We start from the raw sequence: 16,402 nt of genomic DNA, 5'->3' as shown, positions 1-16,402 counted from the left end.
GCGTCAGCACGATCCATCGCCCGACGAGGAGACGTTTCAGATTTTCACATCTTCAGGGGCCACTCGATCTGTCCGTCGCGTCGACTCAATTCGTATTTGAGCCAGCGGGTGAGCAGTTCGACGAAGGCCTGTTCGTCCTGTCTGAACTGGCCCGACCGTGGGTCACGAGCAACGAAACAGACCGTCCCGAACAGTTCACCGTCGACTTCGATCTTCGCACCGAGGTAACAGCCGATACCGTACTGCTGGTATGCGGGATCGTCGTCTAGACCCTGTTGCTCGGCGCTGTAGATCGAGAGCGGACCGTCGGATTCGATGGTTCGTCGGCAGTAGGTCTCAGAGAGCGATGTTATGTCGCCGGGGGCGGTAAGAGACGGGTCGCCGCTAATAGCGATTATTTCATGTGTTCCCGTTTCGGGGTCGATTGCGACGAGATGGCCCTGGTCGACATCAAGATACTCAACACCGAGTTCCAGTACGTCGACTAACCGCTGTTCGAACCGGCGATTCGAGTCGTTCGTGACCGCATAGAGTTTCTTCCGGTAGCGTTCGGCCCTCGCCTGCTGTCGCTCCCGTTCGATCTGTTCCGTGATATCTTTGATCACTTTCGCAAAGCCGCGGGCGTCGCCGTTCTCCTGGAGCGCCGTGACAGTCACATCGGCCCAGAACGTGCTCCCGTCCTTCCGAACCCGGAGCCCGCGGTCGGTGGCCTTACCGCACTCACCGGCTTCTTGCAGCAGTTGCTCGGGGATGCCATCGGCTATCTGTTTCTCGGTGTGAAACGCCGAGAAATGCTCGTCGAGGATATCAGACTCCTCGTACTGCGTGAGCTGTTTCGCACCCGCGTTCCACGACTGGATGAGACCGTCGGGGTCAAGCAGGAATATCGCGTAATTCTCAACCGCATCGACGAGCAGCCGGAACCGCTCGCGCTCGTGGCGCAGTTGTTTGTCGAGTTCTTCGCGGTCAGTCCGGTCACGGACCACGCAGACGGCGCCGTTATCTTTGATACTCGCGACGGTGTGTTCGCCGATGAACTGTGTTCCGTCGGCGCGTTCGAGCAGTGTCTCACCCGTCCACGTTCCGGCCTCGCTGACGGCTGGAAGGATTTCACCATCGACCGTTTTGAGGCTCTCTTCCGAGTGGATTTTCTGCCAGTGTTCGCCCAGAAGCTCCTCGCGCTCGTAGCCGAACGTGGCCGCATAGGCGTCGTTCAAATAGGTGAATCGTCCCTCGTGATCCAGCGTACTGATGCCATCCCAGGCCGCGTTCATTGCGCGGTGGCCACGCGTGACTTGCAGTTCGTCTCTGCGGGCCTCGACGGCGTTTTGCACCCTATTCGCTAGCACCGTGTACTGGGACGTTCCCGGTTCCTTCTGGATATAGTCCGTGACACCTACAGAGATTGCTTCGGCCGCGATTTCTTCGCTGCCTTTCCCAGTGTAGAGGATGAACGGAAGTTTCGGTGCGTCCTCGCGAATCCGTTCAAGGAACTCAAGCCCATTCATTCCGGGCATATCGTAGTCGCTGATAATACAGTCATACGTGTCCTGCGGGCGGTCCGTGATGATATCGTCGGCCCGGACCGCGGTGTCGACGGTGCATGAATCCATGGTCCGTTCAAGATATGCCGCAGTTAGATCGGCAAAGTCCGGTTCGTCATCGACATGTAAGACGCGCACTGAACCAACCATCTGTTTAGATATTGTGCAAAAACGGTAATAAGACGTTTGTCATTTCAAACTAACAGCATCAAGGTGTCGCCTGCTACTGGGTAAAAATACGGGTGATGGATAGAATTCTATTCCGGGGGTAAAGAGCATACCAGGGTCGAAAATCGCCTGTTACTGGTCCCAATAGAATATAACTATCACCTTCCCCTGTGTGTACAGGCCGGGAAACCAATCACATGATTTACAAACGTCAGACAGTGTGGGCCTGCTATGGAAGGGACCGTTCAGAAGCCGCTACTACTGAGGACGCCCGCGGCGGACGAGAGTTCACCACTGAATTTGACGGTGACGTACAGGCCAGTAAACAGCGTGGCGTTGTACGCGCCGTGGATAAGTGACGGGACGACGATGTTGTCCGTGTACTCGTAGGTCGTGCCGAGGATAAGCGACGGAATGAGTAGGGCACTCACCGCGACCAACTTCCCCGTGACTGACCCGCCGCTGAGGGCGGGGTAATGAATGCTGGCGAAGATGACACTCGCAATAGTGACGCCCGAAACCGGGCCGAAATAGTCCCGGATGCGGCCCTGAACGACACCGCGGAACAGCAGTTCCTCGCCCGGGCCAATGAGGAGGAACGAGGCGGGAATCAACAGGAGGAGGACATCGGGGTTCTCCATTCCGGTCTCTGCTGCCTGATTGGTTGCCGGTTCTATCCCGAACATCGAGACGAGCGCCGTGATGATGACAGCCACCACTACGAGCCCACCCATTGCGCTGGCGTAGCCCAGCACGACGATACCGACCTCACGGAGACTCGGCACAGAAATGCCGATACTGAATGCGCCGGTGTCTGGCGCATACGAGAACACCTCGCGGAGTTTCGCTCTGATCACCGGCCTGAGTTTGATGTACGTGTACGCGATGGCCGGGCAGCCGATTCCCTGAACCGTTATCAGCCCAAGAACCAGCGTCTGTACTTCGGTAATCTGTACTCCTGCGCCGAGTGACAGCGAAAAAGCGATGGTGAGGAGCAGGACCGAGCCGAACCCGAGTCCTATCACGCCCAGCGAAAGGGCCGAGAAAAGCGTAAACCCGTACTGGAAGGCCTGCAAAATCGGACGGTCGCGGGTCGCCGTTGCCATACATTGCCTTGGTCGTGGTGATGTGTAAACAATTCGTTTGGTGTTGGTGTCATGACTGCCGGCAAAGACGCCTCAGTCTATCCGTTCCCCGGCCGTCACCGCGGTTTCGAGCCAGTTTGACTCCGGCGGGAGTGGACACGAGAAGGTGTCGCTGTAGGCACAGAACGGCGAGTACGCGAGGTTGAAATCCAGCGTAATCTTGTCGCCGTCACTCAGATCGCGGTCGGGTTCCAGCTCCATGTATCGGCCGCCGTCGTAGCTCTGTTGCCCGGTCGTCTTGTCTCGGAACGGAACAAAGAGCGTCCGTGACTCATCGGCAGCCTGCCGGAACGCATGGAGTTCGCGGGACTCGTCGTCGAGGTCGAACGAGAGCGTTGCGACGTGGAGATAGCGCACTGTTCGGTCGTCGCTCGTCTCCAGATCGACCGACTCCGGTGTCTCGTGAACAGTAACAGTCGCTTCGACCCGATAGTCGGAGTCAGGCTCGAAGTAGCTGAGTCCGTCGAAATCGTCGCGTTCTTCCGGGGGAATCGGTGATTGGCGGTGTTCCGCGAAGAAGCGGTCTTTCTCGTCCCGGTTGGCCTGCAACTGTGTCTCCCAGTCCTCGGTGTCTTCGTCCATACGGAGACGGTGGTGGCCACGCAGTTTCAGTCCGGCGACTCGGCGACAGACGCGCGATATCGTAGCGTGAGGGAGTGAATACCTTATTATACGCCTAGTCCAACTGGATAAATACACAGGGGTGTGTATGGAAGCGACGTTCTACGGTATTCTGGGGGTGGACCCAGATGCCACCGAAGAGACGATAGTCCGCGCCTACCGGGAGCAGACAAAAGCGCATCACCCGGACGTGAGTGACGACCCTGCCGCCGGAGAACGGTTCAAGCGCCTCACGCAGGCGAAGAACGTGCTCACGGACGAGGCCGAGCGAGCGCGATACGACCGACTCGGTCACGACGCATACGTCAACAGGCACGTCGACAGCGGCGCGGACGGAGGCACAGCCACGGGCGGTGTCAGTGACATCGCACAGCAGTACGTCGACCAGCGGGCCAACGCAGAGACGACGGGCGAGGCAACGGCGAACGCGACACAGCGGCCCACCCAGACCCGCGGGGGAAGCACGGGCTACGGGACTGCCGCGGAGTACTACAAGCCCGGCAAGCGGGTTCGGCCGACACAGTCGTCGGGAGTCGAGACACTGCTCGATTCACTGCGACGTGTTGGCCCGTGGCTGTTCGTCCATCTGGCACTGCTGGTCTGTACTATCGTTGCCGCCGTACTGCTCGCAGTCGGTGGCCTCACTGGGGACCTTTCACCGGTCGTTGCAGGTGTCATGGCTGTCTCGATGGTGACGATTTCGCTGGTCGTCTCTGCGACTCACGTCCTCACACACGTGTCGGGCTGACTGACGAGGGCGGTTTCGAGCGATAGCAGTTTCGAACAGCCAGCGAACACATGACTGCCAGAACGGCTACAGCCTCACGCTAGCGGCCGGAACCAGACAGCGGTCACGAGGACGGCCAACAGGAGATACGACCCCCGAATCAGCAGCATCGTCGCGGTTTCGGGGTCGCCTCGCTGGGCGATGGCCGCGACCGCCCCGAAAACGAGCGCGGCCGCCGCAGCACTCGGTGGGATGCCAGGCAATGCCACGGACAGCCCCACGATTCCGAGCAGACCCGCTCCGAACAGGCCGAGCGCGAGTTGCCGGGCGCGTTGGTGACCCAATACGACGGCGACAGTCCGTTTCTGTATCGACCGGTCGTAGTCGTAGTCCTGCTCGTCGTCGATGATTTTGATGCCGGTCAGCAACAGGAGGAACACGGCCGCGAGACCGACGGCACGTGGCGTCAGCGTCGTCACCTGCGCGTAGTAGCCGCCCAGTAGCGCCAGCGCGATACCCGACGGATATCCCATCGTCGCGCCGACGGGGTTCATATCCAGTTGCGGCGCGTGGGTGTAGCCGATAATCCACGTCGGAAGCGTCAGCAGTGCCGCGCCGGGACCGACCAGCAGCCAGATGGCTGCCGTACAGAGCGCGAAGCCGACGCCAGCACCGACCAGAGCCATGCGACAGCCCGAGCCAGTGAGGGGATGGTCGTCGTCCTCGCCACGGACGTGGAAATCAACGTAGCCGTCCTTGACATGGGCCGTGTAGACGGCGAAAAACATCGCGCCCGCGTGGAGCGCTGCCACCGGTGGCCAGAAGCCCCCGGAAAGCAACCCACCGAACAGCGATGTCGCGAGCGGCGGCAGCATGAACACCGGGTGCACCTGCGAGGCCAGGGCACTCACGGTCGCGAACGGACCGGTATCGTGTCGGGCGACTGCCATACGAACTCAAGGCACGGCTGTGGGAAAAATCCCCAGCCGCGTTGTTTCGGTACTACCGCCAGTTCGACCGGTCCAGCACGAACCCCGATATGTGCGAGGCTAGTTCTCTGGCAGCCTGTTCGGTATCTGCATGGAGTTCGCCGGACACTGGGCCAGCCTCGCCGCCGACGCCCTCCGTCTCCGAGATCGGGTCCGTCGTCGTCGGATACGGTCGGCGGGACCGGACACGGTCCCGGAGCGCCTGAACGGTGGCGTCAGAGAGTTCGTAGGACAGATGCTGGAGGTCGTACCGGACGATGAACCCCCGCGTCGCGTCCCGGACAGCGAGAACTGGGTGTCCCCGGTCCCGACAGCGCTCCCAGATCTCGCGCTGTTGTTCCCGCGTGGCGTACACCGGCACGTTCGACGGTGCGAGGTGTTCCATTGTCCCTCTGTACGGACTGGAAGTGTATTATCCTTCGGCAGTGCCCTGCAAGCAGAAATACCGCGCAGGAAACGTTTAGGAGGGAGGGACGTGTCCACAGGATTGCTATGGCAGATATCGAAGTCGAGAGTACATGCGAGGAAGGGTACACAGTAGAAAGTGTCATCAACGGCGAATGGGAGCTTATCGTCGACGCGCTGAGCGAGAACGGCCCGTCGCCGAACGAGATCCTGGCCGCCGACTACGCCTCCTGTTACATCCCGGCACTGCGCGTCGCCGCCGACAAGTACGGCCACGAGGATATCGGCAGCGTCGATGTCGAGGTCGCCGCAGGTCTCGATGAGGACGACGACCTAGAGTACATCGATTTCCACGTCGAGGTCGAGGAATCGCTTGCGGACGAAGAGCAGGACATCGTCGAACTCGCCGAAGACATCTGCCACGTCCACTCGGCGTTGCAGGACGAGCTACACGCGGATATCACTATCGAATCCGGCGTTTGAGGGACAGGAATAGGCGGCCATTTTTCGCTGGTCGTAGTCCCGTAGTCGTCACTCCGGGAACAGCAGGATCACTGAGGACGTGTTGTGATAGCCAGTGTAATCTTCATCGGCCGAGCAAACTTCACCGTAAGTTTCGAAGCCAGCGAAGGGCGCGTCAATAGCGCTGTGGATCGTGTCGACGGCGTCATCGAAGTCGTCACCGAGAATCATTGCACGGCAGGCGCAGTCGTAGACGAACCCGCCCGCGACGCTTCCGCCGCGGAGTTCATTGACAGCGTTGTTGGCGGCGTTCCGGACCGCATACACCTGGTCGGATTTATTGCTATGTGTCACCACCACTTCCGTTCCTTCGGAGACGGCGACGGCGAAATCCAGCGGTCCTTCGGTGTCGGTCGTGTGGCCCGGCCACCGGATGTTGTATCCCGTCGTCGAGATGAGTTTGCTCTCGATGAAGGTCTTGATTCGGGAGGCGAGTCCGTCCGTGTCAGATTCCGGTTCCGACTCGATACCAAGCTCGTAACGGCCGAGCAACATGACGAGGTCTTCCGACCCCGCCTCCAGTTCGTCGACGTCGATATCGTATGTCTCCATCGCGTCCTCTCGAATCGCGTCCCGCCAAGCCTCGAAGGCCGGTCTGCCGTCGAGTTCGTACACGGTGCTTCCCTCCGCTCGGGTTACCGTCATCGCCTCGGAGATCGGCTCGTGGCCGTGGTTGACTGTCACCGGAAGCGGATCCTCTGAGGCAATGAGCACGAGGACGACGGCATCCGTCTCGATGCGGTCGTTCCGGAAGACGTGGGTCTGCTGTAACTGGAGGTCGTCACCTGCAGACCCGCCGACCACCGGCGTCTCCTCGTCGTCGAGGTACTGCTCCGTGAGTCGCGTAACCTTGTTTCCGATTCCAGCCATGCCGTCGTGGAGGTTGATGATCGTCCGATGCGGGTACCCGTCGACAGCAGGGTCCCCGCTCGCAGGGAGGTCGTGAACCGCTTCGAACAGACAGCGCTCAGGATCAGCGCTGAGCTCAGTCGAAAGGCTGGAGAAGAACTGCATCGAGTCCGACGACACAACGCCGACTGTAACAGTTCCGTTCCCCGAACCGGTTTCAGTGAACTCTCCGGAAGACGAACAGCCCACAATTTCGGTATCTGAACCGACAACACTTCGAGCACCCCACAGCACCGCCTCGTAATCGTATGTCGGGGAGCAGAAAATCTGACAGAAGTCCGGTTCGCTTGCCGAGATATCGGCCATGGCTTCCCGTATGGCGTCCATAGCTGCTGCATCTCCCGAGTCCCCCGTCGCCTGCCCTGTCCCAAACTCAGTACTCATTGAGATACAAGTATATCGTGAGCTAACTTAACATATTGGAACCGTTTTGGAGACAATAAAACGTAGCGGTCGCGGCAGCCGGTGGCGTGACAGTCAGCCCAGAAATGGTACGTTTTACTGTAGAACACCACACGGAGCGGGAAACGCTCATACCGCCGGCCCGCAAACACCAGTTTATGAGCGATTCAAACTGGACCGACCGCATCGCCGGTGAACGGATGGCGGTCGACCAGCGGTTCAACGAACAGGTCAAAGCGTCGTCGTTCTCGAGTCAGCAGTGGGGGCTGGTGATGACTGCTGTCGAGTTCGAGATCGAGAACCCGGGTGACCCAGATGCCGCTCGAATCGTCGCCAATACGTCGAAGCTCTCTAGCGTCATGCCCGAGATGGAACGGGTCGCCAACCAGGGACCAATGGGCGGCCCCGGTGGTGACCGGTCCGGGGGCTCAGGCGGCGGCCTCCTCTCAGGTGTCAAGGACGCGCTTGGACTTGGTGGGTCCGATGGCGGGAACAAACAACAGGAGGAAGAGGCAGCACGCCTCGCACAGGCGTACGCTGAGCAACTACAGGAGAAGTTGGAGTCGAACGGGCGCTGGAAGTCTGTCTGTGAACAGGCCCAGGGTTAGTCGCCGCTGTGGAACAGTGTTAGCTCCTCAGCCTCGTAGATGTTGATGAGTTCCGTCACGATTTCATCGTACGACTCGTCCTCGACGCGGAGGTCGTCAAGGCGCTCGACTGTCTCGGCGTCCAGCTCCACGGATGGCATAGCCGAACCTTTCACTGGAACACACTTAATTCCCGTCCTCGATCAAAAACGAACGCGAACAGTAGTAACAAATCAGAACCGAAAACTGTTAATGGTCGTTCTCGGTAGAAATACGACACATGCGACCACTTGGTGACTCACCGCTCGTACGGAACGATAAGACGCTGGTGCTAGCACACGACCACGGGTTGGAACACGGTCCCAAGCAGTTCAGCGGCGTCGAGGAACGCCTCGACCCGCGTGAGGTGTTCGAGATGGCGACCCACGACGCCGTGACGGCGCTGGCTGTCGGGAAAGGCCTCGCCGAAACGTACTACCCGAGCTACGAGGACGACGTGAACCTGCTGGCGAAGCTCAACGGCGGCTCAGACCTCTGGATGGGCGATCCGTACTCGCCCCAGAACTGGTCGGTCGACTACGCCGCCGAACTCGGTGCTGACGCCATCGGCTACACCGTCTACCCAGGCGTCAACCGCGAAACCGATATGTTCGAGGACTTCCGCCCGGTGCAGGAGAACGCCCGCGACCACGACCTGCCAGTTGCGATGTGGTCGTACCCGCGCGGACAGGCCATCAAGGAGCACCGGAGCCCCTCGACCATCGCCTACGCAGCCCGAATCGGGCTCGAACTCGGCGCTGACTTCACGAAGGTCAAGTACCCGCGCGACAAGGAAGCGATGGCCCACGCCGTCCGCTCCGCGGCCGATAACCGCGTCCTGCTCTCCGGTGGATCGAAGACCTCGGACCGCGACTTCCTCGAACTCGTCGAAGACTGCATGGACGTGGGCGTCGCCGGCCTCGCGGTCGGCCGCAACGTCTGGCAGCGCGATGATCCCTACGACATTCTGGACAAGCTCGAAGGCGTCATCTTCGAGGACGCGACAACCGACGACGTCCTGTAGGCCATGGACGAGGAGACGCGCCGAGCCGTCGCCGCAGCGGACGAGGCGTTGCCCGCCAGCGACGCGCTTCCCGACGCTATCGATACTGGGCGGGTCGTGTTCGGCTTCGACGGCTACCTCGACCGCGTCCGGGAAGTCGTCGCTGACCGCATCGACCCCGAGAGCCACGAGCGCCTCGCCACGCTGGAGAGTTTCGGCGACCGTATCGACCGCTCCGTTGCCGCCGACAGCTCGCTCTCCTTCGAGTGGCTCCAGCAGGGTAGTCGGACCGGCGGCCACACCAGCCACCTCGCACGGGCCTTCGGCGGCTGGTCGTTCGACCCCGTGATGGTCGGGATGTACGGCGACCCGGTCCACGACGCCTTCGAGACGGAGTTCGGCAACTACGAACTCCACTCGCTGGGCGAACCCGGTGTCACCGACGCCGTCGAGTTTGACGACGGGAAGCTCATGCTCACGGAAATCGGCGACACAATGGCGCTCGACTGGGCCGAACTCGACGCGGCCTTCGGCCACGATCGACTGGCCGAGACGCTCGACGGCGCGAGCCTGTTCGGGGCTGGCTACTGGTCCGAGACGCCAGACTTGCCGACCGTCTTCGACGGCCTTCGTACCCTGTGGGCTGATATCGACGACCCGCCTGAGACGGTGCTGGTCGACCCCGGAGACGTGCGAAAGCTCGACGCCGACCGCCTACGCGCCGGTCGGAAGGCTATCGGCCGGCTGGACGAGGTGACGGATGTAGTGGTCACCGCGAACCGCGCCGAGACGGGCGTTCTCGCGGACGCTTACGCCGGCGACGCCGAGCGGTCGTTCGGCGAGGATGCCGAGGCGGTGTTCGCGGCGCTGGAACCGACCTGGTTCGTCGGTCACGGCGTCGAGCGTTCGGTCGTCATCACTGCGGACGGCACCGACAGCGTGGCTGTCCCCGCGGTCTCGGACCCGGAACTGACGACCAGTTCCGGCGACCACTTCAACGCCGGACTGGGGCTGGCCCGCATCGCCGACCTCCCGCCCACCGCTGCCGTCGTCGTCGGCAACGCCGTCGCCGGCTACTTCGTTCGGACCGCGGACCAGCCGTCGCTGGCCGACGTACGGGCGTTCGTTGACGACTACCTCGAAAAGTTCTGAGTTGCTGTCTCCGCTTTCTACGACTCTTTTTGCCCGCTACAGCCGCCGCACCGTCACGCCATCACGGAGCGAGTCGATGTTATCTAGGTCCGGAACGGCCGTGCCGGCCCGCTGGACGACCTGCGATGAGACGGCCACGCCGGTCCGGAGCGCCGTCTCGTCGTCCGCGCCGGCTTCCCAGGCGCTCAGGACGCCCGAAAGAAGCGCGTCACCGGCCCCGACGGTGTCGACAACATCGATGTCGAGCGCCTCCGCGTACAGTCGGACTGTGTCGCCGACAAGGACCGCGCCGTCCGCGCCGAGGGAGGCCAGTACGCGGTCGAAGCCACGGTCTCGGAACGTGTCGGCCGCGTCCGCACAGCCCGCAACCGTTGAGACATCGGCCCCGGTGGCATCACCGAGTTCGGCGCGATTCGGCTTACAAAGCCCGTACTGAGCGTCGAGTTCCCGGAGGATATCGCCGCCGGTGTCGACGATGGTCTCCCAGTCGCCGCCGGCCGCGATGCGGTCGATAGCGTCGGGGGACAACCCCGGCGGCAGGCTCCCACCGACGAGCACGCGGTCAGGGGACTGCGCTCGCACCTGTTCGAGCAGCGAGCCGACGACCGACTCGCCGACAGTCGGGCCGGCCTGATTCAGCTTGTACTCCTCCGCGGCTGCGATAGCGGTGGTGTTGAGCCGCGTCGTCCCGTCCACGTCGACGAAGGCTGTCCCGACGCCGTCGTCCTGCAGCGTCTCTCTGATGAACGAGCCGGTGAATCCACCCAGCAGTCCCGTCGCGACACAGGGCCGGTCCATCGCGGTGAGGAACTGCGCGGCGTTGATGCCTTTCCCGCCGGCGTCGAACTGCGCTTTGTTGGCCCGCATGACACGCTCGGGAGCCATCTGTTCATCAAACTGGATCGTCTGGTCGACCGCGGGATTGTAGGTGACGGTGACAATCATGTGCTGACCTCCTCGACAGCCACGTCGGCATCCGCGAGTGCCGCAGCGAGTGCCCCTGGCGGGCTTGCATCGGTGACCAGCAGATCGACCTGATCCAGATCGGCAAAGCTGACGAAACTCCGGTCACCGAACTTCGACGCATCAGCGACCAGCACAACCCGACGGGCACGCTCGACCATCAGTTCCTTGATAGCCGCCTCGTCCTCGTTCGGGGTCGACAGCCCGGCGGCGCTGTCGAGCGCATTCGTCCCCAGAAACAGCAGGTCGAAGTTCATCCGTCCGACGGCGCGCTCGGCCGTCGGGCCGACAAGCGCGCGGGTTCGCGGTCGGAGGCTTCCACCGGTGAGTTTGGTGTCGACATCCCGCTCGGCCAGTTCGGTGGCGAGGTCCGGCATGTTCGTCGCCGCGACGTAGTCGGTGTCCGGGATCGCACGCGAGACCTCCATCGTGGTCGACCCGGCATCGAAACAGACCACCTGTCCCTCACGGACTTCCTGAGCGGCTCGCTCTGCAATCGCCTGCTTCTCGGCATAGTGGTCGACCTCACGCTGGCCGTAGGGGCGCTCGGTCCCGACGGAGGACGCCGGCACCGCACCGCCGTGGGACCGCTCGATCCGACCTTGCGATTCCAGATCCCGGAGGTCACGGCGTATCGTCGCCTTCGAGAACTCCAGTTCCGCGGCCAGCTCCGACACTGAACAACCGTCTCGCTCTGTCACCAACTGGACGATAGTGCGCTTTCGCTCGGCCGGGAGCATTCTTTCGGCTGTGATTGTTTCGCTTCGGTTTTACCTCTTTCTATCGGGCCGTGCTTGTTTCTGCCCAGATAGAACGCGAGAAAACTGCTTACAGTTCGTCGATAACCGCGGCGGTCACATCCTCAGTGGATGCGTCGCCACCCAAATCCGGCGTTCGAGGCCCAGAGTCGAGCACGGTCTCGACAGCCGTTCGAACTGCATCGCCCTGTTCGTCGTATCCGAGGTGGTCGAGCAACATCGCCGCGGAGAGAATCATCGCCGAAGGGTTGGCGACACCTTCGCCAGCGATGTCCGGGGCAGAGCCGTGGACCGGCTCGAACAGCGCGTTCTCCTCGCCGATATTGGCCGACGGCAGCAGGCCGAGGCCGCCGACGAGGCCCGCAGCAAGGTCTGATAGCATATCGCCGGCGAGGTTCGGACAGATAACGACGCCGTAGTCCTGTGGGTTCATGACCAGATGCATGGCAAGCGCGTCCATCAGCGCCGTGTCGTACGCGGCGTCGCGGTCCTCGCCGACTGCTGAGGCCGCATCGAGGAACAGCCCGTCAGTAGTGCGCATGACGTTGGCTTTGTGGGCAATCGTCACGTCATCGTAGCCGTTCTGCTTCGCGTAGCTGAATCCGTATTCGGCGATCTTCTGGGAGGCATCCTCAGTGATGACCCGCGTACAGGTGGTGACGCCCTCGGAGATCTCGCTCTCGATCCCCTTGTAGACGCCCTCGGTGTTCTCCCGGATGAACACGATGTCCGTGTCGGGCTGGACGGCGTCGAGCCCTGGATACGAGCGGGCCGGGCGGACGTTAGCGAAGGAGCCGACGACCTGCCGGAGGGGCAGGATGACATCGGCCGCTGTCTCGCCTGCCGCGCCGAACAGCGTCGCATTGGCGTCGGCAGCCAGTTCGCGCGTCTCCTCCGGGAGAGCGTCGCCGGTTTCTTCCTTCACCGCGTCGCCGGCCTCACCCTCAACGAAGTCGAAGTCGACGGCGTCGATTGCCTCCAGCACTTCGACCGCGGCGGGTGTGACCTCCTGTCCGATTCCATCGCCGGGAATAACGGCTATCTCGTGTGTCATAGCGGGAGGCACGTAGCCGGCTGGTGAAAATGGTTCGGTTCGCTGGCTCCCGTATGCCGCTTGAGGAGGGTAGCAGCGTCCGGCAAGCGGTCGTTGCTGGAGCCGACCCGAGTTCCGGGTAGCGCCATGTTCGTGGAGGGCGTCAGCGGTGGACCGTCCCGACCCGGCGAACCGGGCGATGGCTCGGGGCCGGGACAAGGATGGCAGGGCGGTGGCACGGCTCCCCAGCGAGCGCATCGAACTGGTGGAGGGCCGAAGCGACGAGAACAGCGCGTCGCCGAGGACCGTGCGCACCCGAGTATTGTGGTGATTAATATGTATTTATTACCACAAAACTATTCATACTACAAAAACAAAATTTACTATCTATACTATTGGTCCACCGAGTGTCACTGTCGCGGGAGTGATGACACAAAATGTCGGCCACGCCAGCGACAGCCCGTTTCAGAGCTTATGCCGAAACGCGTGGAGGACGTTCTCGCCAGTCTCGGTCAGTTCGACCTGTTTCGTCCGACCGACATCGCTGACCGCGATATAGCCGTCCTCAACCAGTGGGTCGACGATATTTGCGTTCAACAGCGCGAACTTCGCCTTCTCGTTTGCCGGGTCAGCGTCGTCGATGAACGAAAGGCCAGCGTCCTCGGCGAACCCGATGAGGTCCGACTTTTTCGCAGTGTAGGTGTCCGTGTTTGTCCGCTTGAGATAGTCCAGCACTGCAACTTGGTCACGAGAAATGGCCTCAATAGGATACGACGGGAGGACCTCTGCGCGCTCCATCCCGCGGGTGAGTGGCTCCGCAGAGACCGATGGGACGTGTTCCTCGGGATGGACATAGTATGCCGTTGCCGCCGTCGCCATACACGCGATTGCGCTCCCGATAGCCGCCACCTTCGGCCCGCTCGAGACATTGACGCGCACGATATCCTCGGGATGGTCGGCGGTCAGCGTCGTGACCTCGGCCAGCACGTCGTAGAGGTCGTGTAAATCCGCTCGGTGTAGTTCGACGCTGACGCCGTTGGCGTCCAGTTCCTCGACGAGTGCCTGCTGATACGGCGTTAACCGTGACGGCTCCGTCGTCGCCGTGAGGAGGTACACGTCGTCGGCGTTGTGCTGGTGAATCGGCTCGGCGATCCGGTCACGCTCGTGCCCCAGCGGCGCGATGTGTATCTCCCGAATCTGGTCCATGCGAGAATGGGGCGCCCTGCACAGCTATTGGTCTTGCCATCTCTGGGACGGAAAATCCGTTCGCACCAACCGAGGTCGGAAAGCGACCTCGCGTCAATCGTCCGCTTCTGCGAACCGAACGCTCGCGCAGAGAACACGCAAAGCGGTTCTCGTAGTTAATCGTCCGCTTCGAGATCCGACCGCGTCTGATCGAGATAGGGCAACTCCGAGGCCGTCTCCTCGATAGCGTTCTGGTTGGCCTTCATCAGCGCCGTCGTGTCCCAGTTGCCCTCGACGAGGGCCTCGCGCTGGGCGCGGTCGACGCTGACGTTGATTTCGTTGTCGCCGTAAGTGACTGTCTCCGCCCGCACGTCGACTTCAATCTCGCCGTCGGGGTTGTCATCAACCCACTGCTGGAGCGCGTTGATCGTCTCGTGGTCGGCAGTGACCGTCGGGATGCCAAGCGCCAAACAGTTCCCGGCGAAAATCTCGGCGAAGGCTTCGCCGATGATGGCGTCGATGCCCCAGCGCATCAGGGCCTGGGGCGCGTGTTCGCGGGAAGAGCCACAGCCGAAGTTGTTGTTAACGACCAGCACGTTCGAGTCTTGGAACTGCTCCTCGTTGAACTGATGGTCCTTCTCGTTGTCCTCGTCGTCGAACCGCAGGTCGAAGAAGGCGAACTCGCCCAGACCGTCGAAGGTGACGACCTTCATGAACCGCGCGGGGATTATCTGGTCCGTGTCAATGTCGTTCCCGCGGATCGGGATACCAGACCCCTCAACGTAGTCGACTTCGGGGATGTCATCAGTCGCATCGCTCATGCGACTGCCACCTCCTCCAGGTCGCGTACGTCAGAGACTTCGCCGGTGATGGCTGCGGCGGCCACCATCCGAGGGTTCATCAGGACGGTCCGGCCGTCCTTGCTGCCCTGTCGGCCGACGAAGTTCCGGTTCGAGGAGGAGGCACAGGCCTCGTCGCCTTCCAGTTGGTCCTCGTTCATGCCCAGACACATCGAACAGCCGGCGTTACGCCATTCGAAGCCGGCCTCCTCGAAGATGCCCTTCAGGCCCTCCTCCTCGGCAGCGCGCTGGACGCGCTGGCTGCCGGGGACGACGAACGCCCGCACGTCGTCAGCGACCTGCCGGCCCTTGACAATGCGGGCCGCGCGGCGGAGGTCAGGCAGCCGAGCGTTGGTGCAGGAACCAAGGAAGGCAACATCGATATCGTACCCTTCCATCGTCTCGCCGGGCTCAACGCGCATGTGCTTCTGGGCACGGCGGGCGGTGTCGACCTTGTCGTCGGCGAGGTCCTCGGGTTCCGGAATTGGGTCGTCGATACCGATTCCCTGGCCGGGCGTGGTCCCCCACGTGACGACGGGGTCCAGTTCGCCCGCGTCGATTTCGACCACGTCGTCGTACTCGGCGTCCTCGTCGGAGCGGATGGACTCCCAGTACGGCGTGAGTTCCTCGAACTTCTCAGGGTGTTCCTGGAAGTAGTCCGTCTCTTCAAGCCACTCATAGGTGGTCTCATCAGGGTTGACATAGCCCGCGCGAGCGCCGCCCTCGATGGACATGTTGCAGATGGACATCCGGCCTTCCATGTCGAGATTCTCGATTGTCTCGCCGGCGTACTCGTAGACGTAGCCGACGCCGCCCTCGGTCCCAAGCCGGCGGATGATTTCGAGGATGATGTCCTTGGCTTCGACGCCCTCGTCGAGTTCGCCGGTGACCTCGATCTTGCGGACCTTCTGTTTCTCCATCGCGATGGTCTGGGTCGCCAGCACGTCCCGAATCTGGCTCGTCCCGATACCGAACGCGAGCGCGCCGAACGCGCCGTGGGTCGAGGTGTGGCTATCGCCACAGACGATGGTCTTGCCGGGCTGGGTGATGCCCTGCTCCGGACCGATGACGTGGACGATCCCCTGATCGCCCGTCGTCGGGTCAGAGAACTGGATACCGGCGTCCCGGACGTTCTCTTCGAGTTCGGCCATCATCGTCTCGGCCGCGTCATCGCTGTATGGCCGATCCTGGTTCGCGGTCGGCACGATGTGGTCGACCGTCGCGTGGGTCAGATCCGGGCGCGCGACCTCGAGGCCGCGCTCCTTGAGCATCCCGAACGCCTGCGGACTGGTGACCTCGTGGATAAGGTGCAGTCCGACGAACAGCTGGTCCTGGCCGTTCGGCAGGGTCGTGACTTTGTGCTGGTTCCATACCTTGTCGTACAGCGTTCCCTGACTCATCCGAATGTCCC

General features: G+C 62.0%; 18 protein-coding genes. 5 read left to right on the top strand and 13 right to left on the bottom strand.

Annotation, left to right across the window (positions count from 1 at the left end):
- Window positions 1–44 precede the first annotated feature (44 nt).
- The 3 genes from RBH20_RS04235 to RBH20_RS04225 all read right to left on the bottom strand — a co-directional run bounded on the left by RBH20_RS04235 (window position 45) and on the right by RBH20_RS04225 (window position 3,439).
- A complete protein-coding gene (locus RBH20_RS04235) occupies window positions 45–1,694 on the bottom strand; it encodes a PAS domain S-box protein (RefSeq protein ID WP_306705818.1) in 1,650 nt (549 codons plus the stop codon).
- A 263-nt stretch (window positions 1,695–1,957) separates the two neighbouring features.
- Window positions 1,958–2,818, bottom strand: coding sequence for a CPBP family intramembrane glutamic endopeptidase (locus tag RBH20_RS04230; RefSeq protein WP_306705816.1), 861 nt, complete (start codon window positions 2,816–2,818; stop codon window positions 1,958–1,960).
- 72 nt (window positions 2,819–2,890) lie between these two features.
- Window positions 2,891–3,439, bottom strand: a complete 549-nt coding sequence (locus RBH20_RS04225; RefSeq protein ID WP_306705814.1) for a DUF1684 domain-containing protein — start codon at window positions 3,437–3,439, stop codon at window positions 2,891–2,893.
- A 127-nt stretch (window positions 3,440–3,566) separates the two neighbouring features.
- Between RBH20_RS04225 and RBH20_RS04220 the strand changes: the two genes are divergently transcribed.
- Window positions 3,567–4,226: a DnaJ domain-containing protein gene (locus RBH20_RS04220; protein ID WP_306705812.1), complete on the top strand. Its 660-nt coding sequence runs from the start codon at window positions 3,567–3,569 to the stop codon at window positions 4,224–4,226.
- A gap of 74 nt (window positions 4,227–4,300) precedes the next feature.
- Here RBH20_RS04220 and RBH20_RS04215 read toward each other — a convergent pair whose 3' ends face one another.
- Entirely contained in the window at window positions 4,301–5,155 is an 855-nt protein-coding gene (locus RBH20_RS04215) for a UbiA family prenyltransferase (protein WP_306705810.1), read from the bottom strand.
- A gap of 52 nt (window positions 5,156–5,207) precedes the next feature.
- Window positions 5,208–5,579 (bottom strand): hypothetical protein, encoded by a 372-nt coding sequence (locus tag RBH20_RS04210; RefSeq protein WP_306705808.1) that lies wholly within the window; start codon window positions 5,577–5,579, stop codon window positions 5,208–5,210.
- A gap of 107 nt (window positions 5,580–5,686) precedes the next feature.
- Here RBH20_RS04210 and RBH20_RS04205 point away from each other — a divergent pair, with 107 nt between their 5' ends.
- Window positions 5,687–6,082, top strand: coding sequence for an OsmC family protein (locus RBH20_RS04205; protein WP_306705806.1), 396 nt, complete (start codon window positions 5,687–5,689; stop codon window positions 6,080–6,082).
- A 48-nt stretch (window positions 6,083–6,130) separates the two neighbouring features.
- Here the strand turns inward: RBH20_RS04205 and RBH20_RS04200 are convergent, their stop codons facing one another.
- Window positions 6,131–7,414 carry an FIST signal transduction protein gene (locus RBH20_RS04200; protein WP_306705804.1) on the bottom strand — a complete coding sequence of 428 codons (1,284 nt, stop codon included), beginning with the start codon at window positions 7,412–7,414 and terminating at the stop codon, window positions 6,131–6,133.
- Window positions 7,415–7,590: 176 nt separating this feature from the next.
- Here RBH20_RS04200 and RBH20_RS04195 point away from each other — a divergent pair, with 176 nt between their 5' ends.
- The gene (locus RBH20_RS04195) at window positions 7,591–8,040 is read left to right on the top strand and encodes a DUF5799 family protein (protein ID WP_306705802.1); all 450 of its coding nucleotides are present in this window, start codon (window positions 7,591–7,593) and stop codon (window positions 8,038–8,040) included.
- Here the strand turns inward: RBH20_RS04195 and RBH20_RS04190 are convergent.
- Complete coding sequence (locus RBH20_RS04190; RefSeq protein WP_306705801.1) at window positions 8,037–8,180, bottom strand: hypothetical protein; 144 nt, start codon at window positions 8,178–8,180, stop codon at window positions 8,037–8,039. The two genes, RBH20_RS04195 and RBH20_RS04190, sit on opposite strands and share 4 nt — an antisense overlap.
- A 119-nt stretch (window positions 8,181–8,299) precedes the next feature.
- Between RBH20_RS04190 and RBH20_RS04185 the strand changes: the two genes are divergently transcribed.
- A complete protein-coding gene (locus RBH20_RS04185) occupies window positions 8,300–9,082 on the top strand; it encodes a class I fructose-bisphosphate aldolase (RefSeq protein ID WP_306705800.1) in 783 nt (260 codons plus the stop codon).
- A 3-nt stretch (window positions 9,083–9,085) separates the two neighbouring features.
- Window positions 9,086–10,213: a hypothetical protein gene (locus RBH20_RS04180; RefSeq protein WP_306705799.1), complete on the top strand. Its 1,128-nt coding sequence runs from the start codon at window positions 9,086–9,088 to the stop codon at window positions 10,211–10,213.
- 36 nt (window positions 10,214–10,249) lie between these two features.
- Here the strand turns inward: RBH20_RS04180 and pfkB are convergent, their stop codons facing one another.
- From pfkB to leuC, 6 genes are all read right to left on the bottom strand, one after another.
- Window positions 10,250–11,158 carry a 1-phosphofructokinase gene (gene pfkB / locus RBH20_RS04175; protein WP_306705798.1) on the bottom strand — a complete coding sequence of 303 codons (909 nt, stop codon included), beginning with the start codon at window positions 11,156–11,158 and terminating at the stop codon, window positions 10,250–10,252.
- The gene (gene glpR, locus RBH20_RS04170) at window positions 11,155–11,916 is read right to left on the bottom strand and encodes an HTH-type transcriptional regulator GlpR (protein ID WP_306705797.1); all 762 of its coding nucleotides are present in this window, start codon (window positions 11,914–11,916) and stop codon (window positions 11,155–11,157) included. Before glpR ends, pfkB begins: the two co-directional genes overlap by 4 nt.
- 88 nt (window positions 11,917–12,004) lie before the next feature.
- The gene (locus RBH20_RS04165) at window positions 12,005–12,988 is read right to left on the bottom strand and encodes an isocitrate/isopropylmalate dehydrogenase family protein (RefSeq protein ID WP_306705796.1); all 984 of its coding nucleotides are present in this window, start codon (window positions 12,986–12,988) and stop codon (window positions 12,005–12,007) included.
- Between the two features lie 444 nt (window positions 12,989–13,432).
- Entirely contained in the window at window positions 13,433–14,173 is a 741-nt protein-coding gene (locus tag RBH20_RS04160; protein ID WP_306705795.1) for a DUF6293 family protein, read from the bottom strand.
- Between the two features lie 155 nt (window positions 14,174–14,328).
- Window positions 14,329–14,973 (bottom strand): 3-isopropylmalate dehydratase small subunit, encoded by a 645-nt coding sequence (gene leuD, locus RBH20_RS04155; protein ID WP_306705794.1) that lies wholly within the window; start codon window positions 14,971–14,973, stop codon window positions 14,329–14,331.
- Window positions 14,970–16,391, bottom strand: coding sequence for a 3-isopropylmalate dehydratase large subunit (gene leuC, locus RBH20_RS04150; protein ID WP_306705792.1), 1,422 nt, complete (start codon window positions 16,389–16,391; stop codon window positions 14,970–14,972). Before leuC ends, leuD begins: the two co-directional genes overlap by 4 nt.
- Window positions 16,392–16,402 lie beyond the last annotated feature (11 nt).

The organism is Haloarcula sp. H-GB4 (assembly GCF_030848575.1).
In the GTDB taxonomy this organism is placed as follows: Archaea; Halobacteriota; Halobacteria; order Halobacteriales; family Haloarculaceae; genus Haloarcula.
Note: the sequence above shows the minus strand (reverse complement) of the source record. Positions and strands in the feature narration are given on the sequence as shown.

What these genes read in the sequence shown, in the direction of transcription:
- RBH20_RS04230 (WP_306705816.1), bottom strand. Translation starts at nt 2,818, where the DNA reads ATGGCAACGGCGACCCGCGACCGTCCGATTTTGCAGGCCTTCCAGTAC.
- leuC (WP_306705792.1), bottom strand. Translation starts at nt 16,391, where the DNA reads ATGAGTCAGGGAACGCTGTACGACAAGGTATGGAACCAGCACAAAGTC.
- RBH20_RS04160 (WP_306705795.1), bottom strand. Translation starts at nt 14,173, where the DNA reads ATGGACCAGATTCGGGAGATACACATCGCGCCGCTGGGGCACGAGCGT.
- RBH20_RS04220 (WP_306705812.1), top strand. Translation starts at nt 3,567, where the DNA reads ATGGAAGCGACGTTCTACGGTATTCTGGGGGTGGACCCAGATGCCACC.
- RBH20_RS04225 (WP_306705814.1), bottom strand. Translation starts at nt 3,439, where the DNA reads ATGGACGAAGACACCGAGGACTGGGAGACACAGTTGCAGGCCAACCGG.
- RBH20_RS04210 (WP_306705808.1), bottom strand. Translation starts at nt 5,579, where the DNA reads ATGGAACACCTCGCACCGTCGAACGTGCCGGTGTACGCCACGCGGGAA.
- pfkB (WP_306705798.1), bottom strand. Translation starts at nt 11,158, where the DNA reads ATGATTGTCACCGTCACCTACAATCCCGCGGTCGACCAGACGATCCAG.
- leuD (WP_306705794.1), bottom strand. Translation starts at nt 14,973, where the DNA reads ATGAGCGATGCGACTGATGACATCCCCGAAGTCGACTACGTTGAGGGG.
- RBH20_RS04200 (WP_306705804.1), bottom strand. Translation starts at nt 7,414, where the DNA reads ATGAGTACTGAGTTTGGGACAGGGCAGGCGACGGGGGACTCGGGAGAT.
- RBH20_RS04180 (WP_306705799.1), top strand. Translation starts at nt 9,086, where the DNA reads ATGGACGAGGAGACGCGCCGAGCCGTCGCCGCAGCGGACGAGGCGTTG.
- RBH20_RS04165 (WP_306705796.1), bottom strand. Translation starts at nt 12,988, where the DNA reads ATGACACACGAGATAGCCGTTATTCCCGGCGATGGAATCGGACAGGAG.
- RBH20_RS04215 (WP_306705810.1), bottom strand. Translation starts at nt 5,155, where the DNA reads ATGGCAGTCGCCCGACACGATACCGGTCCGTTCGCGACCGTGAGTGCC.
- glpR (WP_306705797.1), bottom strand. Translation starts at nt 11,916, where the DNA reads ATGCTCCCGGCCGAGCGAAAGCGCACTATCGTCCAGTTGGTGACAGAG.
- RBH20_RS04205 (WP_306705806.1), top strand. Translation starts at nt 5,687, where the DNA reads ATGGCAGATATCGAAGTCGAGAGTACATGCGAGGAAGGGTACACAGTA.
- RBH20_RS04185 (WP_306705800.1), top strand. Translation starts at nt 8,300, where the DNA reads ATGCGACCACTTGGTGACTCACCGCTCGTACGGAACGATAAGACGCTG.
- RBH20_RS04235 (WP_306705818.1), bottom strand. Translation starts at nt 1,694, where the DNA reads ATGGTTGGTTCAGTGCGCGTCTTACATGTCGATGACGAACCGGACTTT.
- RBH20_RS04190 (WP_306705801.1), bottom strand. Translation starts at nt 8,180, where the DNA reads ATGCCATCCGTGGAGCTGGACGCCGAGACAGTCGAGCGCCTTGACGAC.
- RBH20_RS04195 (WP_306705802.1), top strand. Translation starts at nt 7,591, where the DNA reads ATGAGCGATTCAAACTGGACCGACCGCATCGCCGGTGAACGGATGGCG.